Origin of the sequence: Spirillospora sp. NPDC127506 (assembly GCF_040302145.1) — a bacterium.
Taxonomy (GTDB): Bacteria; Actinomycetota; Actinomycetes; order Streptosporangiales; family Streptosporangiaceae; genus Spirillospora.
Map to the genome: position 1 here is coordinate 1 of NZ_JBEORG010000050.1, position 20,261 is coordinate 20,261.

Below are 20,261 nucleotides of genomic sequence, written 5' to 3' on the forward strand. Positions count from 1 at the left end.
GGGCGCGCAGCCGGTCCACGCGGTCCTGCAGGCCGTCGGTCTCGGCGGTGCGGGCGTGGATCTCGTCGATCAGCCGGGCCCGCTGCTCGGCCGCCACCGGCTCGCCGCGCCGCGCCTGCGCCCCGGCGACGGCGATCAGGATCCCGGCGAGGAGGAGGACCAGCAGGACGCCCGGGCCCCGCAGGCGGCGCGGCGGGGCGGAGGCGGCCCGCCGCGCGGCGGCCTCCGCGTAGCCGGGGTCGAGGAGCTTCCCGGCGAGCAGGTCGGCGAGCAGCGGCGTCGAGGCGCCGGGCCGCCGGTCGTCCCGTCGTGCGATCACCGCCCCATCATGGCAAGCCCGGGGAGCGCGCGGGCCGCCGCCGGCGAGACCGGGTCCGCGCCGGTCAGGCGGTGGCGGGGCGGTGCAGGCCGATCTGCAGCGCCAGCCCGGCGAGGACGGAGCCCATCAGGTAGCGCTGGACGCGCTGCCAGCCGGGGCGGCGCGCGAGGAACGCGGCGATGCCCCCGGCGCCGATGACGATGAGGCCGTTCACGGTGATCGCGATGGTGATCTGGAGGAGGCCGAGCAGCATGATCTGGACGGCCATGTGCCCGCGGCCGGGGTCGGCGAACTGCGGCAGCAGCGACACGTAGAGGATCGCGATCTTCGGGTTGAGCAGGTTGGTGACCAGGCCCATGGTGAAGAGACGGCGCGGCGGGTCGGCGGGCAGCTCCTTCGGCGCGAACGCCGTCGTGCCGCCGGGCCGCAGCGCCTGCCAGGCGAGCCAGAGCAGGTACGCCGCGCCGGCCAGCTTGATCACCGTGTAGACGGCCGGGACGAGCGTGAAGACGGCGGTGAGCCCGGCGGTGGCGGCGGCGACGTAGACGAGGAAGCCGGCGGCGACGCCGCCGAGGGAGACGAGCCCGGCGCGGCGGCCCTGCGTCACCGACCGCGACACCAGGTAGATCATGTTGGGCCCCGGGGTCAGGACGAGCCCGAGGGCGAAGGCGGCCACGGCCGCGGCGGCGGTGAGCGAGATCATTGCACTCCGAACAGTGGAATTGATCTGAGACTAGATCTCGGCATTTACTCGGTGCAATACTTTCCATTGAAGTCGGAGCAATGTGGGGAGCGCATGGAGGATTTCCGCCGGGTCGCCGACGAGGTGGCCGCCGACATCGCCGCGGGGCGGCTGCGGCCCGGTGACCGGCTCCCGCCGCAGCGGGCCTTCGCCCGCGAGCGCGCCATCGCCGTGTCCACGGCGAGCCGCGTCTACGGGGAGCTGGCCAGGCGCGGCCTCGTGGTGGGCGAGGTGGGGCGCGGCACGTTCGTCCGCGCGGCCGGGCCCGCGCCCGTCCCCGCGCTGGCGGAGCCGGCCGGGGCGCGGGTCGATCTGGAGCTGAGCCAGCCCCTGCTGCCGGAGCAGAACGCGCTGCTCGCCGCGGGGATGGAGCGCCTCCTGCGCCCGGACGTCCTGGAGGCGGCGCTCGGGCCCGGCCGGGTCACGGGGACCGCCGCCGCCCGGGAGGCCGCGGCGGCCCTCCTGGCCGCGCCCGGCTGGCGCCCCGCACCCGGCTCCGTGCTGTTCGCGGGGAGCGGCCGGCAGGCGATCGCGGGCGCCGTGGCGGCGCTCGTGCCGCCCGGCGGGCGGCTCGCCGTGGAGGCGCTCACCTATCCGGTGGTCAAGGGCATCGCGGCCCGGCTCGGCGTCACGCTCGTCCCGGTCGCCGGGGACGAGCACGGGCTGCGCCCCGACGCCCTCGCCGACGCGCACCGCGCCGCCCCGCTCGGCGCGCTGTACGTCCAGCCGACGCTCCACAACCCGTCCGGGACGACGATGCCGGGGCAGCGCCGCGTCGAGCTCGCCGCCGCCCTCGAACGGCTCGGCCTCTACGCGATCGAGGACCGCGTCTGGGCGTTCCTCGACGAGGACGGCCCGCGGCCGCTGGCGAGCCTCGCGGCGCGGCGCACCGTGGTGGTCGACAGCCTGTCCAAGCGCCTCGCGCCCGGCCTGAGCGTGGGGTTCGCCGTCCCGCCCGCCGCGCTCGCCGGGCCCGTCGCCGCGGCGCTGCGCTCGGGCGCATGGGGACCCGCGCGCTTCGCGCTCGACGCGGCGGCCGGCTGGATCGCCGACGGCACGGTGGAGGCGGTCGCCCGGGCCAAGCGCGCGGACGCCGCGGCCCGCCAGAGGCTCCTCGCCGAGCGCGTCCCCGACGCCCGGTCCGCGCCGTGCTCGTACTTCTCCTGGTGGGATCTGCCGCCGCAGTGGCGCGCGGAGACGTTCGTGGCCGCGGCGGCGCGCCGCGGCATCGCCGTGACCCCGGCCGCCGCCTTCGTCGTGGGGACGGCCGCCGCCCCCCGCGCGGTCCGGCTCGGCCTCGCCTCCCCGCCCCTGGACGCCCTGGCGCGCGCCCTGGACGTCCTCGCCGAGATCGCCGCCGGCGACCCCGACGACACCGCCGCCGACTGACGCGGGATCAGGAGCCGGCGCGCTCGACGACGGCGGCCCACTCCTCCAGGAGGGCCTGGGCGGCGTCGGCGTCGGGCCCTTCGGCCCACAGGTGGGTCACCGCCTCCGCCGGGTCGGGCAGGACCAGCACCCAGCGGCCGTCGTCCTCCACCACGCGGACGCCGTCGGTGGTGTCGATCGTGCGGTCCCCGGCGGCCTCCACGACGTGCCGCATCACGCTGCCCTTGGCCGCCCACGGCGTCGGGACGGAGCGGCGCAGCAGGTGCGCGTCGGGGATGCGGCGGTCGATCTGGGACAGCGTCAGGCGGGTGCGCGCGACGAGGCCGACGAGGCGGACGAACGCCGCGATGCCGTCGACGGTGCCGCTGAACTCGGGCATCAGGAACCCGCCGCGGCCGTCCCCGGCGAAGATCACGCTGGGCTGGGCGGCGGCCTTGGTGAGGACGTCCTGGGAGGTGGAGGTCCACTCGACCTGCACGCCGTGGAACCGGCACACCTGCTCGGCGACCCGCGTCGTGGTCACCGGCAGCGCCACCTTTCCGCCGCGCCGCTCGGCCGCGACCAGGTCGAGCATGACGAGGAGGGCGCGGTCGTCGCCGACCAGCTCGCCGTTCTCGTCCACGAGGGAGATCCGCTCGCCGACCGGGTCGAAGCGGACGCCGAAGGCGGCGCGCGAGGAGGACACCAGGTCGCCGAGGCGCTCCAGGTCGCGCATGCGCTCGGCGAGCGTCTCGGTCGGGTTGGCCTCGTCCAGCCCGGCGTTGCGGGTGAGGACCTCCACGCCGACCTTGCCGAGCAGGTTCGGCAGGACGAGGGAGGCGACGCCGCCCGCGCAGTCCAGGACGATCTTCAGCCCGGCCTCGCGGACGCCGCGGATGTCGACGCGGCGCAGCAGGTCGCGGGTGTAGGTCTCGACGACGCGCGGCGGGTAGGTGAGCTCGGCGATCTCGCCGGGGAACGCGCGGCGGTACTCCTGGCGGCCGAAGACGCGCTCCAGCTTGCGCTGCGCCGCCTGGGACAGGTCGGCGCCGCCCGCGTCGAGGAACAGGATGTCGACGCCCTGCGGGTCGCCGAGGGTGGTGCGGATGTAGATGCCGCCGACGGCGTCCTCGCGGCCGGTCTCGAACCGGGCGACGGTGAGCGGGGTCGCCTCCAGGTCGTTGACGTTGATGGCGCTGGCGGTGAGCGCGCTGTTCACGGCGCGTTTGAGGGTGCGGGCGGCGCGCGAGACGTCGCGTCCGGTGACGACCGTGGAGCCCTTCTTCAGCGTGGTGGCGTAGGCGGAGGCCAGCCGCACCGCCAGCTCGGGGGTGATCTCGACGTTGACGAGCCCGGACACGCCGCGCGGCCCGAACAGGTTGCGCTGCCCGCGCGACTCCCAGATGACGCTGGTGTTGACGACCGCGCCGGCCTCGATGGTCTTGAACGGGTAGACCTTCACGCCGCTGGAGACGTACGCCTCGGCCTCGATGACGCATTCGTCCCCGATGACCGCGCCCTCCTCGACGCGGGCTCCGGCCATGATGTCGGTGTTCTTGCCGATGACGCAGCCGCGCAGGTTCGTGGACGGCGCGACGAACACGTTGTCGTGGACGATGGCGCGGTGCAGGAACGCGCCCTCCTTCACCACGACGTTGCTGCCGAGGACGGTGTACTCGCGCAGTTCGACGCCCGCCTCGACCTTGGCGTAGTCGCCGATGTAGAGCGGCCCTTTGAGCACGGCCTCGGCGTCCACCTCGGCTCCTTCGGCGACCCACACGCCCGGGGACATCTCGAAGCCGTCCAGCTCGATGCCGACCTGGCCCGACAGCATGTCGGCCTGGGCCTTGAGGTAGCTCTCGTGGGTGCCGACGTCCTCCCAGTAGCAGTCGGCCACGTACCCGAACAGGCGGGCCCCCTCGGCGAGGAGCTTAGGGAACACGTCCCCCGACCAGTCGACGGGCTCGCCCTCCGCGACGTGTTCGAGGACCTCGGGCTCCATCACGTAGATGCCGGTGTTGACGGTGTCGGAGAACACCTGGCCCCAGGTGGGCTTCTCCAGGAACCGCTGCACGCGGCCCTCGTCGTCCACGATGATGATGCCGAATTCGAGCGGGTTCGGGACCCGCTTCAGCCCGATGGTGACGAGCGCGTCGTTCTCCTTGTGGAACCGCACCATGTCGGTGAGGTCGATGTCGGTGAGCGCGTCCCCCGAGATCACGAGGAACCGGTCGTCGCGCAGCGCCTCCTCGGCGTTCTTGACGCTGCCGGCGGTGCCGAGCGGGATCTCCTCCGTCGCGTAGCTCAGCGACATGCCGAGCTCCTCGCCGTCGCCGAAGTAGTTGCGGATCAGCGCGGCCAGGAACTGGACGGTGACCACGGTCTCGGTGAACCCGTGCCGCTTCAGCAGCCGGAGCACGTGCTCCATGATCGGCCGGTTGACGAGCGGCAGCAGCGGCTTGGGCTGGTTGGCGGTCATCGGACGCAGCCGCGTCCCCTCGCCTCCCGCCATCACGACGGCCTTCATCGGGGGGTCTCAGCTCCCTTCTGGTCGCCGGCCGGCGGGTCCGCGCCCGGATCGCGCCGGTCGTCCGGTGCGCGCGCGGCGTCCGGCCCGGGGGCCGGGGGCGAGTCGCGGCCGGCCAGCACCAGTTGCCGCGTCTGCGTCCAGTAGAGGACGGCCGCCCACCAGTACAGGCCCGTCCCCCAGATGGCGAAGGACCAGCCGGCGACCTTCGCCGCGGTCGCCGCGCCGCCGTCGTGGTCGCCCAGCAGCAGCAGCGGGAAGGCGTACAGCAGGCACATGGTGCCCGCCTTGCCGATGAAGTGGACGGGCAGCGTGCCGCCGTACCCGAGCCGCCGGACGATCGGCGCGATCGGCAGGATCGCGAACTCCCGGGCGACGAGCAGCACCACCAGCCACAGCGGGATGATGTCGCGGATGGTGAGCCCGATCAGCGTGGCGAGGATGTAGAGGCGGTCGGCGGCCGGGTCGAGCACCGTGCCGAGCTTGCTGGTCTGGTTCAGCGCGCGCGCCAGCTTGCCGTCCAGCCAGTCGGACAGGCCGGCGAACACCAGCACGCCGATCGCCCACCCGTCCGCCTCGGCCAAGACCAGCCACAGGAACAGCGGGACGCCCACGAGCCGTGCCACGCTCAGCACGTTGGGCACCGTGAAGATCCGGTCCTGCGGGGCCTCCTGCAGTGTGCTCACCGACGCGATCGCCTCCCCTGGTCCCCTTGATCCTGACCCTACCGGTAAGGGTTTGAAAGGCCCCGATAGCGTCCATCCATGAGATGGACGGTCTACGGGGAGAGGTCGGTCTACGACAGCCCCTGGATGGACGTGCGGCTGGCCGATGTCGAACTCCCGGACGGGCGCCGGTTCGACCATCATCTCGTGCGGGTGCGGCCCGCGGCGGGCGTCGCGGCGGTCGACGGGGAGGGCCGGGTGCTGCTGATCTGGCGGCACCGGTTCATCACCGACCAGTGGGGTTGGGAGATTCCCGGCGGACGAGTCGAACCGGGCGAAGACCCCGGCGAGGCGGCCGCGCGGGAGCTGGTCGAGGAGACCGGATACCGCGCGGGGACCGTCCGGCACCTGCTCGACGTGCGGCCGTCACCCGGCGTCCACGATGGCGTTTATCACATCTACCGGGCGGACGGCGCCGAGCGGGTCGGGGCGCCGACCGACGTGGAGGCCGAGCGGATCGAGTGGGTCCCGTTGGCGTCGGTCCCCGCGCGCGCCGCGCGCGGGGAGATCGGCTCGGCCTCGACGCTGGCGGGCCTGCTCTACCTCGTCACCGCGGGCTGACGGCGCGGCGGGCGGGGGGCGGGCGGCGACCGCGAACCCGCCGCGCTCCCCCGGCCCGGCGGCCTACCCGCCGGGTTCGCAGGCGAGGATCGGTTTCACGTCCACGATCGGGGTGCCGTCGAGGGCCTCCAGGCCGCTGACGCGGACGCAGCGGCCCGTCACCTCCAGGACCTCGACCGGGTGCAGGCCGATCGGGTTGGGGCGGTCCGGGGAGCGCGTCGCGAACACCCCGCGCATCGGGGTGGACGGGTCGTCGCGCGGGTGGACGCGCAGGACGTCCCGGGGCGACAGGTGCAGCCACGTCAGCACGAAGACCCGGTCGCCCGGGCGGAGGCCCTCCAGCGCCGGGAGCACGGCCGGCTCGAAGACCAGCCATGCCTCGGGCGCGCCCTCGGTCCCCTGCTTGGGCGCGGACTCGCGGTCGGTCAGCGCGGACGAGACATGGCCGACCGGGGTCAGCGTGTACTCCTGGTGAGGGTCGAACATGCCCCGATCCTCTCAGGGCCTCGCGCGGGCGCGTTCTACCCCGGAGGCGGCGGTTGCGGCAACCGGGGTGCCGCGGGTTAGCGTCGGGGGCGACAGATCGCGGGTGCCCGGCGAACCGGGCTGAGATAGCGGCTGGGACGGCCGCTGACCGCATGAACCTGACCGGGTAATGCCGGCGTAGGGAGAGATCGAGTCGTCATGACACAACGTGTGGTTCCAGCTGCCCGCAAGACCTACCTGCAGGGGTCGCGGCCGGACCTCCGGGTCCCGATGCGGGAGGTGCCGCTGACCAACGGCGATGTCGTCGTCCTGTACGACACGTCGGGGCCGTACACCGATCCGGCGCGGGAGGTCGACGTCCGGCGGGGGCTGCCTGCGCTGCGGGAGGCGTGGATCGCCGAGCGGGGCGACACCGCGCCGTACGAGGGGCGCCCGGCGCGGCCCGGGGACGACGGGCGGCGGGCGCCCGCGCGGGAGGACTTCCCGCCCCGCCGGCCGCGGCGCGCGACCGGCGGCGCGGTGACGCAGCGCGCGTACGCGCGGCGGGGCGAGATCACGCCGGAGATGGAGTTCGCGGCGCTGCGGGAGGGCGTGCGCCCGGAGTTCGTCCGGGACGAGCTGGCCGCCGGCCGGGCGGTGCTGCCCGCGAACGTCAACCACCCCGAGATCGAGCCGATGGTCATCGGGCGGAACTTCCTCGTGAAGGTGAACGCGAACATCGGCAACTCGGCGGTGGCGTCCTCGATCGAGGACGAGGTCGAGAAGATGACCTGGGCGACCCGGTGGGGCGCCGACACGATCATGGACCTGTCCACCGGCCGGGACATCCACACGACGCGGGAGTGGATCCTGCGCAACTCGCCGGTGCCGGTCGGGACCGTCCCGCTGTACCAGGCGGTGGAGAAGGCGGGCGGCGACCCCGCGGAGCTGACCTGGGACCTGTTCCGCGACACGGTGATCGAGCAGGCCGAGCAGGGCGTCGACTACATGACCGTCCACGCGGGGGTCCTGCTGCGGTACGTGCCGCTGACCGCGCGGCGCAAGACGGGCATCGTGTCGCGGGGCGGCTCGATCATGGCGGCGTGGTGCCTCGCGCACCACGAGGAGAACTTCCTGTACACGCACTTCCGGGAGCTGTGCGAGATCTTCGCCGCCTACGACGTCACCTGGTCCCTCGGGGACGGCCTGCGCCCCGGCTGCATCGCGGACGCCAACGACGAGGCGCAGTTCGCCGAGCTGCGCACGCAGGGCGAGCTGACGCGGATCGCGGCCGAGCACGGCAACCAGGTGATGAACGAGGGGCCCGGCCACGTCCCGATGCACAAGATCAAGGAGAACGTCGACCTGCAGCAGGAGTGGTGCGACGGGGCGCCGTTCTACACGCTCGGCCCGCTGACCACCGACATCGCGCCCGGCTACGACCACATCACCTCGGCGATCGGCGCCGCGATGATCGGCTGGCACGGGACCGCGATGCTCTGCTACGTCACCCCGAAGGAGCACCTCGGGCTGCCGGACCGCGAGGACGTGAAGGCGGGCGTCATCGCCTACAAGATCGCCGCCCACGCCGCCGACCTGGCCAAGGGCCATCCGGGGGCGCGGGCGTGGGACGACGCGCTGTCGGAGGCGCGGTTCGACTTCCGGTGGGAGGACCAGTTCAACCTGTCCCTCGACCCGGACACGGCACGCGCGTTCCACGACGAGACGCTCCCGGCGGCCCCGGCGAAGACCGCGCACTTCTGCTCGATGTGCGGCCCGCACTTCTGCTCGATGAAGATCACCCGGGACGTCCGGCGGTACGCCGACGAGCGCGGGCTGGACGGCGAGGCGGCCCTCGCCGCCGGGATGCGGGAGAAGGCGGCGGAGTTCCGCGCCGCGGGCGGGCGGGTGCAGCTGCCCGTCTCCCCCGGCCCGTCCTGACGTCGGCGCAGGTCGGCGCAGGCCCGCCGCGGCACCGGCCGCGGCGGGCCGGCCCCTCCCGGCGCGGAACGGGCGGCCCGGCGCGGATAGTATCGAGGGACCGTTCCAAAGCCGCGGATCCCCCCGAATCGCCGCAGGCCCATACCCGCCGGGAAAGGACCGAGGACCCACGTGACCAGCGACGACACGCCGACGGCCCCCGCCCGCGCGGTGCGCGCCGACGTGCGCCGCAACCGGGCGCGGCTGCTCGCCGCGGCCCGCGAGACGTTCCAGCGCGAGGGGGCCGGCGCGTCCCTGGAGGGCGTCGCCCGCACCGCCGGCGTCGGCATCGGGACGCTCTACCGCCACTTCCCGACCCGCCAGCACCTCCTGGAGGCGCTGCTCGCCGACGCCTACGAGGAGCTCGCCGCGGCGGCCCGCGACCTGATGGTCGCGCCCGCGCCCGGCGAGGCGCTGATGACCTGGCTGCGGACGTTCATGGCGCGGGTGACGGTGTTCCGGGGGCTGGCCGCGTCGGCGGTGGTGTCGCTGCGGGACGGGCGGCCGGAGGGGGCGGCCGCGCGGCGGGCGATGTGCGAGGCGGGCGAGGCGCTGTTCGCCCGCGCGCAGCGGGCCGGGGACGCGCCGGCGGGCGCGGCGTTCGCCGACGTCCTGTGGCTCACCGGCGCGATCGCGGCGGTCACCGAGCGGGAGCCGGAGGCGGCCGGGCGGCTGCTGTCGCTCGCCGCGGCAGGCATGGTGCCCGGCCGCCGCTAGGTCAGCTCGTCTCGGGGTCGGGCAGGATCCGGCGCGGGCCGCGCGGCGACCCGCGCCATTTGCGCCACTCGCGCGGGTAGCCGACCGACACCTCGATGTGCGGGACGCCGCCGGTCCAGATCGTCCGGGGGATGTGCAGGTGCCCGTAGACGACCGACACCGCGCGGAACCGGTCGTGCCACTCGGCGGTGCGCTCGGTGCCGCACCACTGCGCGAACTCCGGGTACCACAGGACGCGGGTGGGCTCGCGGACGAGCGGCCAGTGGTTGACGAGGACGGTCCGGGTCCCCGGCTCCAGGGCGGCCAGGCGCTTCTCGCTGTAGGCGACGCGGGCTTCGCACCAGGCGTCGCGCGTCGGGTGCGGGTCGGGATGCAGGTAGACCTCGTCGGTGCACACGACGCCCGACTCGTGCGCGACCGCGAGGGCCTCTTCCTTGGTGGACGTCCCCTCCGGCCGGAACGTGTAGTCGTAGAGGACGAACAGGGGCGCGACGGTGACGGGCCCGCCCTCGCCGTCCCACACCGGGTACGGGTCCTCGGGGGTCAGGACGCCGAGGCCGCGGCACATGTCGACCAGGCGCCGGTACCGGGCCTCGCCGCGCAGCCGCACCGGGTCGTTCCCGGTCGTCCACAGCTCGTGGTTGCCGGGGACCCAGACCACGGTGGCGAAGTGCTCGCGCAGCGTGCGGAGCGCCCACTCGACGTCGGAGAACCGCTCCGCGACGTCTCCGGCGACGATCAGCCAGTCGTCTCCGGACTCGGGCCGCAGCCCCTCGACGAACGCCCGGTTCTCCGGGAACCCCACGTGCAGGTCGCTGATCGCGTAGACACCGCCCATCCAGAGATCGTAAGCCCGCCGCGGACCCGGCCTCGCCGGGCGGCGCGGCAAGCGGCCCGCGCCCCTGGCCGGGGAGCGGGCCGCTTCTCATGGTCAGTCGTTCTTGCCCCAGTAGTAGACGCCCAGGCTCATCGCGAGGAGGCTCGCCCAGCTGGACACCGCGCGGACGGTGTTCCACGCCGTCCAGCGGCCTGAGTAGTCCGACCAGGTCTTCGCGGCCTCCGCGGCGTCCGCCGGGATCGTCACGCCGTCCAGGTCGTTGTTCATCGGGATGTTCACCGCGAAGCTCGGGAGGAGGGCTCCGGCGAAGTAGACGCCGGCCGCGGCGAAGAACAGGATCGCCGCCGACCTCTGCTCCAGGGTCAGCAGCAGCACGCCCGCCGCGATCGCCAGCACCGGTACCAGCAGGAACATCGCCACGAACAGCGGGTTCTGGATGCGCTGGTTGATGCTCTGCATCGCGTCGATCGCCGATGCCGGCTTCGCCGCGTCCAAGCCGGGCATCACGCCGGTCGAGAAGCCGAAGAACGTCCCGGCCATGCCGGCCGCCATGATGAGGGAGAGCGTCACCGAGACGCCCGCGAACGCAGTTCTCATCGTCGTCCCACTTTCCGGGTCAGAGGTTCCAGACGCCGCTGGCGGCGGCTTCCGCCGCGTACTCGGCGAAGTCGCGCGGGGCTCGGCCGAGCGCCCGCCGGACGCCGTCGGCGGGGCGGGCGTTGCGGCCGTCCAGGACGGTCGTGAACAGGTAGAGGAGGAACCCGGCGACCTCGTCGGGCACGCCGTGCTCCTTGAGGGCGGCCGCGTAGTCGTCCGCGCTCACCGGGACGAAGGCGATCTCCCGCCCGGCCGCGCGGCCGATCTCGGCGACGGCCTCCGCGAAGGTGAGCGCGCGCGGGCCGGTCACCTCGTAGACCTCGCCGGCGTGCCCGTCCCCGGTGAGCGCCGCGACGGCCACGTCCGCGATGTCGCCGGCGTCCGCGAACGGCTCCGGCACGTCGCCCGCCGGGAGCACGACCTCGCCGGCGCGGACGGGGTCGAGCAGGTAGTCCTCGCTGAAGTTCTGCGCGAACCAGGCGGCCCGCACGACCGTCCACTCCGGGCCGGCGCCCTGGACGATCCGCTCGCACTCCCGCGCCTCCGGCTCGCCCCGCCCGGAGAGCAGGACCACGCGCCGCACGCCCGCCCCGGCCGCCTGCGCGGCGAAGGCGGCGACGGCCTCTGCGGCGCCGGGCGCCGCCAGGTCCGGGTAGTAGGACAGGTACACCTTCTCGACGTCCCGCAGGACGGGCGCCCAGGTCGACCGGTCCTGCCAGTCGAAGGCCGGGGACGCCGACCGCGAGCCCATCCGGACCGGGACGTCGAGGGCCTCCAGCCGCTCCACCACGCGGCGGCCGGTCTTGCCGGTCCCGCCGAGGACGAGGGTGAGGCCGTTCTCGGATGCCGTGTTCGTCATGCCTTCGAGTCAACAGCCGGGCGTCTCCAGCGACCATCGTTGAGAAGCTCGCCCCCATACGCGAGCGTCTACGCTTGACCCGTGGACGCTCTCACCGACCTCCTCGACGGGCCGCGCGCCCGGGGGGCGTTCATGCTCCGCTCGACCCTCGCCCCGCCCTGGTCGATCCGCATCCAGGACGAGGCGCCGCTGACGCTGCTCTCCATGGTCCGGGACGACGCCTGGCTCGTCCCCGACGACGGGGAGCCGCAGCGCGTCGGCCCCGGCGACATGGTCATCTTCCGCGGGCCCGACCCCTACACCGTCAGCGACGATCCCGCGACCGAGCCGCAGATCGTCATCCATCCCGGGCAGCGCTGCACCACCCCCGACGGGACGAGCCTGTCGGAGGCGATGGACCTCGGCGTCCGCGCCTGGGGCAACGACCCGGCCGGCACGACCGTCATGCTGATCGGCACCTACCAGATGCGCGGCGCCGTGACCCAGCGGCTGCTGTCCGCGCTGCCGCCGATCGCGGTCGTCCGCGGCGACACGTGGAAGTCGCCGCTCGTCGACGTGCTGGGCGAGGAGATCGGCAAGGACGAGCCCGGCCAGGACGTCGTCCTCGACCGGCTCCTCGACCTGCTGCTCATCGCGACCCTGCGCGCCTGGTTCTCCCGCCCGGACGCCGAGGCGCCCGGCTGGTACCGCGCCCACGGCGACCCCGTCGCCGGCCCCGCGCTGCGGCTCCTGCACGCCGACCTCTCGCACCCGTGGACGGTCGCCGACCTGGCCGCGGAGGTCGGGGTGTCCCGGGCCGCGCTCGCGCAGCGGTTCACCAGGCTGATCGGCGAGCCGCCCATGGCGTACCTGACCGGCGCCCGCCTCGCGCAGGCCGCCGACCTGCTGCGAGAGAGCGACGCGACGCTCGACGCCATCGCCCGCCAGGTCGGCTACGGAACCGCGTTCGCGCTGAGCACCGCGTTCAAGCGCGAGCACGGCGTGAGCCCGCAGGAGTACCGCGCCGGCTCCCGCTAGGCCGGCCTCCGCGGCGCGGCCCGGCGGCCCGCCATCTGCTGCTTGCGCAGGGTGGGCTCGGCGCGGACGGGCGAGTCGTCCGCCGCGTCCGGGATGAACGGGACGATGAACGCGTACTCCGCCAGCACCGCCTCGGACACCTCCCCCGACTCGCCGAACGCGGCGATCTCGCCCCAGCACGGCGAGCCGAGCGAGCCGCTGCGGTGCCGCACCGACAGCCCCGCGCACAGGTTCGCGAACCGCAGCCGCTCGGCGAGCGGGAGCCCGGCGAGCGTGGCGAACACGAACCCGGCGGCGAACACGTCGCCCGCGCCGGTCGGGTCGAGCGCCTCCACCGGCAGCGCCCCGACCTCGGCCCGCTCCCCCGTCTCCCCGTCGATCGCGATGGCGCCGTCGCCGCCCCGCTTGACCACGACCACCGGCACCCGCTCGGCGAGCGCCTCGGCCGCGTCCGCCGGGGCGTCCGTCCGGGTGTAGGCCATCGCCTCGGCCGCGTTCGGCAGGAACACGTCCACGTGCGCGAGCCGGTCGAGGACCTCGGCCGGCCAGGCGCCGGTATGGTCCCAGCCGAGGTCGCCGAACACCAGCGCGCCCCCCGCGCGCATCTCCGCCGCCCACGGCGGCACCGGGCGGCCGACGTCGACGAAGCACGCCCGCGCGTCCGGCGGGGGCGCGCCCAGGTCGTCCGGCGAGGACGGGACGGGCTTGGCGAACGTCACCATGCTGCGGTCGGAGTCGTAGGCCATCGACACGGTGACGGGCGTCGACCAGCCGCGCACCCGCCGCGACAGCCCGAGGTCGACGCCCTCCTGCTCGGCGAGGGTGCTCCACAGGTAGGCGCCGAACATGTCGTCGCCGAACGGCGCCGCCAGCCCGACCCGCAGCCCGAGCCGGCTCATCGCGACCGCGATGTTGGCGACGCCGCCGGGCGCCGAGCCGAGCCCGTCGGTGACGATCTCGGTGCCGGGCGGCGGCAGGCTCGGCAGCCCGGTGAAGATCATGTCCATGAACACCTGGCCGGACAGGAACACGTCCAGCACCCGGCCGCCCCCGCCGGCGCGCAGCCGCTCCCCCGCCTGCTCCCGCTCCGCGCAGGGGTCGGCGAGGGACGGCTCGGGCGCCCGTCCCGTCGCGGTCTGCTGTGTCACGAGGCCCCCCGTGGCGCGGCGTGGGCGAGATCATCCGGACCTTAGCCCCCGCCTCGGACGTTCTTACATTGGAACGTACAACCGGATGCCGTCCACCTGCGCAGATCCCTCGCAGAAGTTCATGAGCGGATCGCCGGTCATGAACCGGTCCGGGTGGGCGGACCCGCCGGGCCGGGCGCCGCGGCCGGCCAGGGCGCCGCCCGGCCCCTCCCACGTCCAGCCGGCGCCGAACGCGCCATCGCCAGGGCGCCGCGTGCGCGATGCCCCATCGCGCGGCCGCGGGCCGGGCCGCCGGACGGCCGCCGCGGCGAACATCGCAAAGTGGTATTGACCAGTCGCATGAACGGGACATACCGTGTGCAACCACAGGAACAGCGTCCACGGAGGTGAACCGCGTGCCATCCGCCGGTGAGGCCCGGTCCGGGAGCACGAAACGGCAGGCGGTGCGCCGCGAGCTGCTCGCGATGATGGACGGCCTGGACGTGGGGGACGCCCTGCCGTCCGAGCGCCGGCTCGCCGAGGAGCTCGGCGTCTCCCGGCCCACGCTGCGGCAGGTCGTCGACGGCCTCGCGGCCGAGGGGCTGCTGGAGCGGCGGCACGGCAGCGGCACCTACGTGGCCGAACCCCGGATCGCGGTGTCGCTGACGATGACGTCGTTCACCGAGGACATGATCAGGCGGGGCATGAAGCCGGGCGGCCGGGTCCTGTCGTTCCGCACCGAGACCGCGGGGGCGCGGATCGGCAGGCGGCTCGCCCTCCCGCCCGAGGAAGAGGTATTTACCATTCGGCGGCTCCGGCTGGCCGACGAGGCGACCATGGCCATCGAGACCCTGTACCTGCCCCGGGCGCTGCTGCCGGACCTGCGGCGGCACGACCTGGAGGGGCAGTCGTTCTACGACCTGCTGCGCGGCCGCGGCATCGTGATCGCCTCGGGCACCGAGACGATCGAGCCGACCGTCACCACCGCCGAGGAGGCCGCCGAGCTGGGCGTGCCGGTGCACATGCCGGCGTTCCTCTTCGAGCGCATCACCAAGGACCCGGACGGACGGCCCCTCGAATACGTCCGATCCGTCTACCGGGGCGACCGCTACCGGCTGGAACTCGACCTCCGGCCGCCGACCCACTGACCGTCCCCCACCCCGGGAAGTGAGGCGACTTCACCATGGACGTCATCAAGGACATCCTCACCTTCCTGGCCGACAACGTGTTCGGCCAGGTCCCCATCCTCATCGGGCTCATCACGCTGATCGGGCTGATCCTGCAGCGCAAGCGGTTCGAGGACGTCTTCGCCGGCGCGCTGCGCGCCACGATCGGCGTCGTCATCCTGTTCATCGGCGTCGAGGTGTTCACCGGCGGGCTGACGAGCTTCCAGACCGTCCTCGCCAGCGCGATGGACACCGCGCCGCCGAAGGCGGACAACACCCTCGCCGACTTCCTCGCCCAGCAGGGCGGCACGATCGCGCTCGTCATCACGGTCGCGTTCCTCGTCCACGTGCTGGTCGTCCGGCTGTTCCCCGCGGCGCGCTACCTGTACCTGACCGGGCACCTGATGTTCTGGATCAGCACGGTGACGGTCGCGTCGCTGGTGACGATCGCGCCGGACGCCGACCAGCTCACGCTGGTGCTGTGCGGGGCCGGGTTCGTCGCCGCGTACTGGACGCTGCAGCCGCTGTGGATGCGGCCGCTGATGCGCCGCGTCATGCCCGACGACCGGTTCGGGTTCGCGCACACCAGCTCGCTCGCCTGCCTGATCGCCGGGTACGCCGCGCGGCCGCTCGGCAGCCGCGAGAAGCACGACACCGAGAAGCTGAAGCTGCCCCGGCAGCTGTCGTTCTTCAAGGACGTCAACGTCAGCACCGCCCTGGTCATCACCGTGATCATGCTGATCGGGGTCGCGCTCGCCGACGGCGGCGTGGTAGCCAAGGCCGCGGCCGAGATGGACGACAAACTGTCCCCGTGGGTGTGGGCGATCCTGGTCGGCCTCCGGTTCGCGGGAGGCATCGCGATCCTGCTGTTCGGCGTGCGCATGTTCCTCGCCGAGATCGTCCCGGCGTTCAAGGGGTTCAGCGACCGGGTGATCCCCGGCACCCGCCCCGCGCTGGACGCGCCGACCGTGTTCCCCGTCGCGCCGACCGCCGTCATGGTCGGCTTCGTGGCCTCCACCGCAGTGTTCCTGGTCTGCCTGGGCGTGTTCGCCGCGGCCGGCTGGTTCACCCTCGCCCCGCCCATGATCATGCTGTTCTTCGTCGGCGGCGCCGCCGCGCTGTTCGGCAACGTGGTGGCGGGCTGGCGCGGCGCCGTCCTCGGCGGCGCGATCACCGGCCTGATCCTCGCGGTGGGGCAGGCCGTCACCTGGGACCTGTACGAGAAGACCGCGCCCGAGCTGGCCACCCTCGCCGACCCCGACTGGTACGCGATCGCGTGGCTGCTGAAGGCCGTGGACCCCGTCGCCGGCGGCCGCGCGGTCTGGCTCGTCCCCGCGGTGGCGCTGGCCGCGATGGTCGCGTCGCTGCTGCTCCTCGGCCGCGCCGAGAAGCGCCGCGCCGCGGCGGAGGAGGAGGACGCGCCCGGCGAGGCCGCGCCCGAGGGTGCGGCGCCCGGTGACGCGGCGCCCGACGACGCGGCGTCGGCGAAGACCTGACCGAACCGACCGAGGGAGAAGAGCCGAGATGGCACTGGACCGGCAACTGGAGATCCTCGCGGTCTGCGGCGTCGGCATGGGCTCCAGCCTGATGCTGAAGATGACCGCCGAGGACGCGCTGCGCTCGCTCGGCGTGGACGCGCGGGTGGAGAACACCGACGTGTCCACGGCGCGCGGGATGTCGCCCGACGTGGTGATCGGCCAGGGCATGCACACCAGCGAGATCGCCGGCCTGGCGCCCGTCGTGATCACGATCAGCGACTTCCTCGACAAGGAGGGCCTCGAAGCGCAGCTCAGGGAGCGGCTGGCCGAGCAGGGCTGGCTCTCATGACGGTCATCGCGGTGAGCGACGGCGTCGCCGCCCGCGACTGGCGGGAGGCCGTGCGGAAGGCGGCCTCCGTGCTGGTCGGCGCGGGCGCGGCCGGCGAGGGCTACCCGGACGCGTGCGTCCGGGTGGTCGAGGAGAACGGCCCGTACATCGTGCTGACCAAGGGGCTGGCGCTGGTGCACGCGCGGCCCGAGGAGGGCGGGCTGGCCGTCGGCGTCGGCGCGGCCAGGCTGGCGGCGCCGGTCGAATTCGGTCATCCTGACAACGACCCCGTCGACCTGCTGCTCGCGTTCTGCACCCCGGAACCGGACGCGCACGTCGGCGTCCTGTCCGGGCTGGCGCGGGCGCTGTCCGGCGGCCTGGCCGGCCGGCTCCGCGCCGCCGCCGGAGAGGACGACATGGCCCGCGCCCTGAAGGAGGCCCTGCCCGATGCCTGACGCCGCCCGGCCGAGCTTCCCCGACCGGGTACGGGCCCTGCTGGACGACCTGGACGCGGCGTCGGGCGAGGCGATCGGCGCCGCCGCCGCGCTCGTCCTCGACTCGGTCCAGGCCGACGGGATCGTGCACGTCGCCGGGGCCGGGCACTCCCTCGCGATGGTGTTCGAGACGTTCTACCGGGCCGGGGGCCTGGCCGCCGTCCGCCCGATCTGGGATCCCCGCGTGGCCCCGATCGGGGACGCGGTGCGCAGCACCCGCATCGAGCGGCGCGACGGGGTCGGGCGCGCGGTGGTGCGGAACGCGGCGCCCGCCCCGCCCGACGTGGCGGTGGTGTTCTCCACCAGCGGCCGCAACCCGTACCCGGTGGAGGTCGCGGCGGAGTGCCGGGCGCGGGGCGTGCCGGTCGTCGCGGTGACGTCGACGCGGGCGTCGGAGGGCGCTGCGGCGCGCACCGAGACGACCCTGGCCGACCACGCCGACATCGTGCTGGACACGCGCGTCCCGCCCGGCGACGTGCTGCATCCGGCGGCGGCGCCGCGCACCGCCGCGGCGTCCACGATCCTCGCCGCGTACGCGTGGTCGCGCGTGCTGGCCGCCCTGGACGACCTGGCGGCCGAGCGCGGCGTGGACCCGCCGCGCTGGACGAGCGCGAACGTCCCCGGCGGCGACGAGATGAACGCCGCGCTGCTCGCCCGCTACCGGCACCGCGTCCCCGAGCTGACCGGCGGCGGCTAGCCGGAACACGCCGTCTTCCTGCGGCGTTTTACACATTGCCTGGATCGCTCCCTATGAGATGATGCGTGGCTACCATCGGACCGAAGGAGCGAGATGACGACACGACCGACCGAGGACGACCTTCTTGCGGTGTTCACGCGCGCGGACCTCGGCGGCGACCAGAAGCTCGACCTGATGGAGTTCACACTCGTGCTGGACGAGCTGGGGCTCGCCTGGACACGCGCCGAGACGCAGGACAGGTTCGAGCAGGCGGACAGCAACCTCGACGGGTTCATCTCCTACGAGGAGTTCCGCGCGATCATGGAGTCCCAGGGCTGGGTCGAGGGGCCGCTGCCGGCCGCCGGCGCCTGACGGACGGAGAAGGCCCGCCGGACGTCTCCGGCGGGCCTTTCGCATGCGCGCCCCGTTCGCGCCCTGTTCGCCCTGTTCGAGCGCCGGGGGTCAGACCCGCCGGCCGCGCAGCTCCCGGTACCGGCGCACCAGCGCGGCGGTGGACGGGTCGGGCGCCTGCGCCGGCGGCTCCTCGGACGTGAGCGCGGGCGCGAGGTCCATCGCCATGACCTTGCCCAGCTCGACGCCCCACTGGTCGAAGGAGTCGATGCCCCAGATCGTCCCCTCGACGAAGACCATGTGCTCGTAGAGGGCGACGAGGGAGCCGAGCGTCTTCGGCGTCAGCTTCGGCGCCAGGATCGTGCTGCTCGGCCGGTTGCCCGGCATGACCTTGTGCGGGACGACCGCGGCGGGCGCGCCCTCGGCGGCGATCTCCTCGGCGGTCTTGCCGAACGCGAGCGCCGACGTCTGCGCGAGCATGTTCGCGGTGAGGAGGTCGTGCATCCCCGCCGGCCCGTCCACGGGAGGGTCCTCGAACGGCTCGGCGAAGCCGATGAAGTCGGCCGGGACGAGCCGGGTGCCCTGGTGCAGCAGCTGGTAGAAGGCGTGCTGGCCGTTGGTGCCGGGCTCGCCCCAGAAGATCTCGCCGGTCTGCGCGACGACGGGCGCCCCGTCGGCCCGCACCGACTTGCCGTTGGACTCCATCGTGAGCTGCTGGAGGTAGGCGGGGAAGCGGGACAGCCGCTGGCTGTAGGGCAGCACGGCCCGGGTCTGCGCGCCGAAGAAGTCGGTGTACCAGACGCCGAGCAGCCCCATGATCACCGGCATGTTCGCCTGGAGCGGGGCGCTGCGGAAGTGCTCGTCGATCTCCCGGAACCCGGCGAGCATCTCGCGGAACGCCTCGCCGCCGATCGCGATCATCAGGGACAGGCCGATGGCGCCGTCGAAGGAGTAGCGGCCGCCGACCCAGTCCCAGAAGCCGAACATGTTGGCGGTGTCGATGCCGAAGTCCGCGACGCGCTCGGCGTTGGTGGAGACGGCGACGAAGTGCCGCGAGACCGCCTTGTCGTCGCCGAGCCGCTCGGTGAGCCACCGCCGCGCGACCTTGGCGTTGGTGAGGGTCTCCAGCGTGCCGAACGTCTTGGAGCTGATCACGAACAGGGTCTGCTCGGGGTCGAGGCCGGCGAGCTTGCCGACGATGTCGGCGGGGTCGATGTTGGAGACGAACCGGCAGGCGATCCCGGCGTCGGCGTAGTCGTGGAGGGCCTCGTAGGCCATGGCGGGGCCGAGGTCGGAGCCGCCGATGCCGATGTTGACGACGGTCGTGATCCGCTTGCCGGTGAAGCCCGTCCACTCCCCCGAGCGGACGCGTCCGGCGAAGTCGGACATCTTGTCCAGGACGGCGTGCACGTCGGCGGCGACGTCCTGCCCGTCGACGGTGAGGGCCTCGCCGGGCGGGAGCCGCAGCGCGGTGTGCAGGACGGCGCGGTCCTCGCTGACGTTGATGTGCTCCCCGGTGAACATCGCCTCGATCCGGGCGCGCAGCCCGGCCCGCTCGGCGAGGGCCGCGAGGAGCTCCATGGTCTCGCCCGTGGCGCGGTGCTTGGAGTAGTCCAGGTGGAGGTCCCCCGCGGTCACCGTCATGCGGTCGACGCGCCCCGGATCGTCCGCGAACAGGTCGCGCAGGTGCCGCCCGGCGAGCGCGGCGTGGTGCTCGGCCAGCGCGGACCATTCGGGCGACTCGGTGATATCAGCCATTGCCTCTCTCATCTCCTCGCGGGCGGGCGCCGAAGTCCCCCGGGCGCCCTCCCCACGGCGATCATAGGTCGACCGCGCGTGACCGTATCAGGGCCGTCCCCGGCCGCGCAGGCGACCGCCCCGGATCACCGGGACCGTCCCGCCGCCCAGTAGGGTCACCGCTTGCAG

At 73.9% G+C, this 20,261-nt stretch carries 21 protein-coding genes and 1 riboswitch; of the genes, 11 read left to right on the forward strand and 10 right to left on the reverse strand.

Annotation, left to right across the window (positions count from 1 at the left end; genetic code table 11):
* Both ABTW95_RS31210 and ABTW95_RS31215 read right to left on the reverse strand, forming a co-directional pair.
* A partial coding sequence (locus ABTW95_RS31210) for a hypothetical protein (RefSeq protein WP_500228179.1) occupies positions 1-319 on the reverse strand: 319 nt, incomplete at its 3' end.
* A gap of 64 nt (positions 320-383) precedes the next feature.
* The gene (locus tag ABTW95_RS31215; RefSeq protein WP_500228180.1) at positions 384-1,022 is read right to left on the reverse strand and encodes a LysE family translocator; all 639 of its coding nucleotides are present in this window, start codon (positions 1,020-1,022) and stop codon (positions 384-386) included.
* A gap of 93 nt (positions 1,023-1,115) precedes the next feature.
* Between ABTW95_RS31215 and ABTW95_RS31220 the strand changes: the two genes are divergently transcribed.
* Positions 1,116-2,450, forward strand: coding sequence for an aminotransferase-like domain-containing protein (locus ABTW95_RS31220; RefSeq protein ID WP_500228181.1), 1,335 nt, complete (start codon positions 1,116-1,118; stop codon positions 2,448-2,450).
* Positions 2,451-2,457: 7 nt separating this feature from the next.
* On the opposite strand, the gene ABTW95_RS31225 is transcribed toward ABTW95_RS31220, so the two are convergent.
* Positions 2,458-4,956: a sugar phosphate nucleotidyltransferase gene (locus ABTW95_RS31225; RefSeq protein ID WP_500228182.1), complete on the reverse strand. Its 2,499-nt coding sequence runs from the start codon at positions 4,954-4,956 to the stop codon at positions 2,458-2,460.
* Positions 4,953-5,642: a cardiolipin synthase ClsA gene (clsA, locus tag ABTW95_RS31230; protein ID WP_396448529.1), complete on the reverse strand. Its 690-nt coding sequence runs from the start codon at positions 5,640-5,642 to the stop codon at positions 4,953-4,955. Before clsA ends, ABTW95_RS31225 begins: the two co-directional genes overlap by 4 nt.
* 78 nt (positions 5,643-5,720) lie before the next feature.
* On the opposite strand from clsA, the gene ABTW95_RS31235 reads away from it, so the two are divergent.
* A complete protein-coding gene (locus tag ABTW95_RS31235; RefSeq protein ID WP_396448530.1) occupies positions 5,721-6,242 on the forward strand; it encodes an NUDIX hydrolase in 522 nt (173 codons plus the stop codon).
* Between the two features lie 63 nt (positions 6,243-6,305).
* Here ABTW95_RS31235 and tsaA read toward each other — a convergent pair whose 3' ends face one another.
* Complete coding sequence (gene tsaA, locus ABTW95_RS31240) at positions 6,306-6,728, reverse strand: tRNA (N6-threonylcarbamoyladenosine(37)-N6)-methyltransferase TrmO (RefSeq protein ID WP_500228183.1); 423 nt, start codon at positions 6,726-6,728, stop codon at positions 6,306-6,308.
* A gap of 89 nt (positions 6,729-6,817) precedes the next feature.
* Positions 6,818-6,931: riboswitch (TPP riboswitch) on the forward strand.
* On the opposite strand from tsaA, the gene thiC reads away from it, so the two are divergent.
* Both thiC and ABTW95_RS31250 read left to right on the forward strand, forming a co-directional pair.
* A complete protein-coding gene (thiC, locus tag ABTW95_RS31245) occupies positions 6,927-8,648 on the forward strand; it encodes a phosphomethylpyrimidine synthase ThiC (RefSeq protein WP_500228184.1) in 1,722 nt (573 codons plus the stop codon). It overlaps the preceding riboswitch by 5 nt.
* Before the next feature lie 171 nt (positions 8,649-8,819).
* The gene (locus ABTW95_RS31250; protein ID WP_396448533.1) at positions 8,820-9,404 is read left to right on the forward strand and encodes a TetR/AcrR family transcriptional regulator; all 585 of its coding nucleotides are present in this window, start codon (positions 8,820-8,822) and stop codon (positions 9,402-9,404) included.
* 1 nt (position 9,405) lies between these two features.
* On the opposite strand, the gene ABTW95_RS31255 is transcribed toward ABTW95_RS31250, so the two are convergent.
* The 3 genes from ABTW95_RS31255 to ABTW95_RS31265 all read right to left on the reverse strand — a co-directional run bounded on the left by ABTW95_RS31255 (position 9,406) and on the right by ABTW95_RS31265 (position 11,698).
* Entirely contained in the window at positions 9,406-10,242 is an 837-nt protein-coding gene (locus ABTW95_RS31255) for a metallophosphoesterase family protein (RefSeq protein ID WP_500228185.1), read from the reverse strand.
* A 93-nt stretch (positions 10,243-10,335) separates the two neighbouring features.
* A complete protein-coding gene (locus ABTW95_RS31260) occupies positions 10,336-10,839 on the reverse strand; it encodes an anthrone oxygenase family protein (protein ID WP_500228186.1) in 504 nt (167 codons plus the stop codon).
* Between the two features lie 19 nt (positions 10,840-10,858).
* Positions 10,859-11,698, reverse strand: a complete 840-nt coding sequence (locus ABTW95_RS31265; RefSeq protein WP_500228187.1) for a Rossmann-fold NAD(P)-binding domain-containing protein — start codon at positions 11,696-11,698, stop codon at positions 10,859-10,861.
* A gap of 81 nt (positions 11,699-11,779) precedes the next feature.
* On the opposite strand from ABTW95_RS31265, the gene ABTW95_RS31270 reads away from it, so the two are divergent.
* Complete coding sequence (locus tag ABTW95_RS31270) at positions 11,780-12,715, forward strand: AraC family transcriptional regulator (protein ID WP_500228188.1); 936 nt, start codon at positions 11,780-11,782, stop codon at positions 12,713-12,715.
* Here the strand turns inward: ABTW95_RS31270 and ABTW95_RS31275 are convergent.
* A complete protein-coding gene (locus ABTW95_RS31275; protein ID WP_500228189.1) occupies positions 12,712-13,863 on the reverse strand; it encodes a carbohydrate kinase family protein in 1,152 nt (383 codons plus the stop codon). The two genes, ABTW95_RS31270 and ABTW95_RS31275, sit on opposite strands and share 4 nt — an antisense overlap.
* Before the next feature lie 395 nt (positions 13,864-14,258).
* On the opposite strand from ABTW95_RS31275, the gene ABTW95_RS31280 reads away from it, so the two are divergent.
* From ABTW95_RS31280 to ABTW95_RS31305, 6 genes are all read left to right on the forward strand, one after another.
* Positions 14,259-14,990, forward strand: coding sequence for a GntR family transcriptional regulator (locus tag ABTW95_RS31280; protein ID WP_396448539.1), 732 nt, complete (start codon positions 14,259-14,261; stop codon positions 14,988-14,990).
* Positions 14,991-15,025: 35 nt separating this feature from the next.
* Positions 15,026-16,504 (forward strand): PTS ascorbate transporter subunit IIC, encoded by a 1,479-nt coding sequence (gene ulaA / locus ABTW95_RS31285; RefSeq protein ID WP_500228190.1) that lies wholly within the window; start codon positions 15,026-15,028, stop codon positions 16,502-16,504.
* Between the two features lie 28 nt (positions 16,505-16,532).
* Complete coding sequence (locus ABTW95_RS31290; RefSeq protein ID WP_396448541.1) at positions 16,533-16,835, forward strand: PTS sugar transporter subunit IIB; 303 nt, start codon at positions 16,533-16,535, stop codon at positions 16,833-16,835.
* Positions 16,832-17,269 (forward strand): PTS sugar transporter subunit IIA, encoded by a 438-nt coding sequence (locus tag ABTW95_RS31295; RefSeq protein WP_500228191.1) that lies wholly within the window; start codon positions 16,832-16,834, stop codon positions 17,267-17,269. The genes ABTW95_RS31290 and ABTW95_RS31295 overlap by 4 nt, the downstream gene beginning before the upstream one ends.
* Positions 17,262-18,005 (forward strand): sugar isomerase domain-containing protein, encoded by a 744-nt coding sequence (locus ABTW95_RS31300; RefSeq protein WP_500228192.1) that lies wholly within the window; start codon positions 17,262-17,264, stop codon positions 18,003-18,005. The genes ABTW95_RS31295 and ABTW95_RS31300 overlap by 8 nt, the downstream gene beginning before the upstream one ends.
* A gap of 93 nt (positions 18,006-18,098) precedes the next feature.
* Complete coding sequence (locus ABTW95_RS31305; protein WP_396448544.1) at positions 18,099-18,356, forward strand: EF-hand domain-containing protein; 258 nt, start codon at positions 18,099-18,101, stop codon at positions 18,354-18,356.
* Positions 18,357-18,446: 90 nt separating this feature from the next.
* Here the strand turns inward: ABTW95_RS31305 and pgi are convergent, their stop codons facing one another.
* Positions 18,447-20,093 carry a glucose-6-phosphate isomerase gene (gene pgi / locus ABTW95_RS31310; protein ID WP_396448545.1) on the reverse strand — a complete coding sequence of 549 codons (1,647 nt, stop codon included), beginning with the start codon at positions 20,091-20,093 and terminating at the stop codon, positions 18,447-18,449.
* Positions 20,094-20,261: the final 168 nt, after the last annotated feature.

Excerpts from the sequence above, each read along its gene's own strand:
- ABTW95_RS31215 (WP_500228180.1), bottom strand. The coding sequence starts at position 1,022 with ATGATCTCGCTCACCGCCGCCGCGGCCGTGGCCGCCTTCGCCCTCGGG.
- ABTW95_RS31220 (WP_500228181.1), top strand. The coding sequence starts at position 1,116 with ATGGAGGATTTCCGCCGGGTCGCCGACGAGGTGGCCGCCGACATCGCC.
- ABTW95_RS31225 (WP_500228182.1), bottom strand. The coding sequence starts at position 4,956 with ATGAAGGCCGTCGTGATGGCGGGAGGCGAGGGGACGCGGCTGCGTCCG.
- ABTW95_RS31235 (WP_396448530.1), top strand. The coding sequence starts at position 5,721 with ATGAGATGGACGGTCTACGGGGAGAGGTCGGTCTACGACAGCCCCTGG.
- tsaA (WP_500228183.1), bottom strand. The coding sequence starts at position 6,728 with ATGTTCGACCCTCACCAGGAGTACACGCTGACCCCGGTCGGCCATGTC.
- thiC (WP_500228184.1), top strand. The coding sequence starts at position 6,927 with ATGACACAACGTGTGGTTCCAGCTGCCCGCAAGACCTACCTGCAGGGG.
- ABTW95_RS31255 (WP_500228185.1), bottom strand. The coding sequence starts at position 10,242 with ATGGGCGGTGTCTACGCGATCAGCGACCTGCACGTGGGGTTCCCGGAG.
- ABTW95_RS31260 (WP_500228186.1), bottom strand. The coding sequence starts at position 10,839 with ATGAGAACTGCGTTCGCGGGCGTCTCGGTGACGCTCTCCCTCATCATG.
- ABTW95_RS31265 (WP_500228187.1), bottom strand. The coding sequence starts at position 11,698 with ATGACGAACACGGCATCCGAGAACGGCCTCACCCTCGTCCTCGGCGGG.
- ulaA (WP_500228190.1), top strand. The coding sequence starts at position 15,026 with ATGGACGTCATCAAGGACATCCTCACCTTCCTGGCCGACAACGTGTTC.
- ABTW95_RS31290 (WP_396448541.1), top strand. The coding sequence starts at position 16,533 with ATGGCACTGGACCGGCAACTGGAGATCCTCGCGGTCTGCGGCGTCGGC.
- ABTW95_RS31295 (WP_500228191.1), top strand. The coding sequence starts at position 16,832 with ATGACGGTCATCGCGGTGAGCGACGGCGTCGCCGCCCGCGACTGGCGG.
- ABTW95_RS31300 (WP_500228192.1), top strand. The coding sequence starts at position 17,262 with ATGCCTGACGCCGCCCGGCCGAGCTTCCCCGACCGGGTACGGGCCCTG.
- ABTW95_RS31305 (WP_396448544.1), top strand. The coding sequence starts at position 18,099 with ATGACGACACGACCGACCGAGGACGACCTTCTTGCGGTGTTCACGCGC.
- pgi (WP_396448545.1), bottom strand. The coding sequence starts at position 20,093 with ATGGCTGATATCACCGAGTCGCCCGAATGGTCCGCGCTGGCCGAGCAC.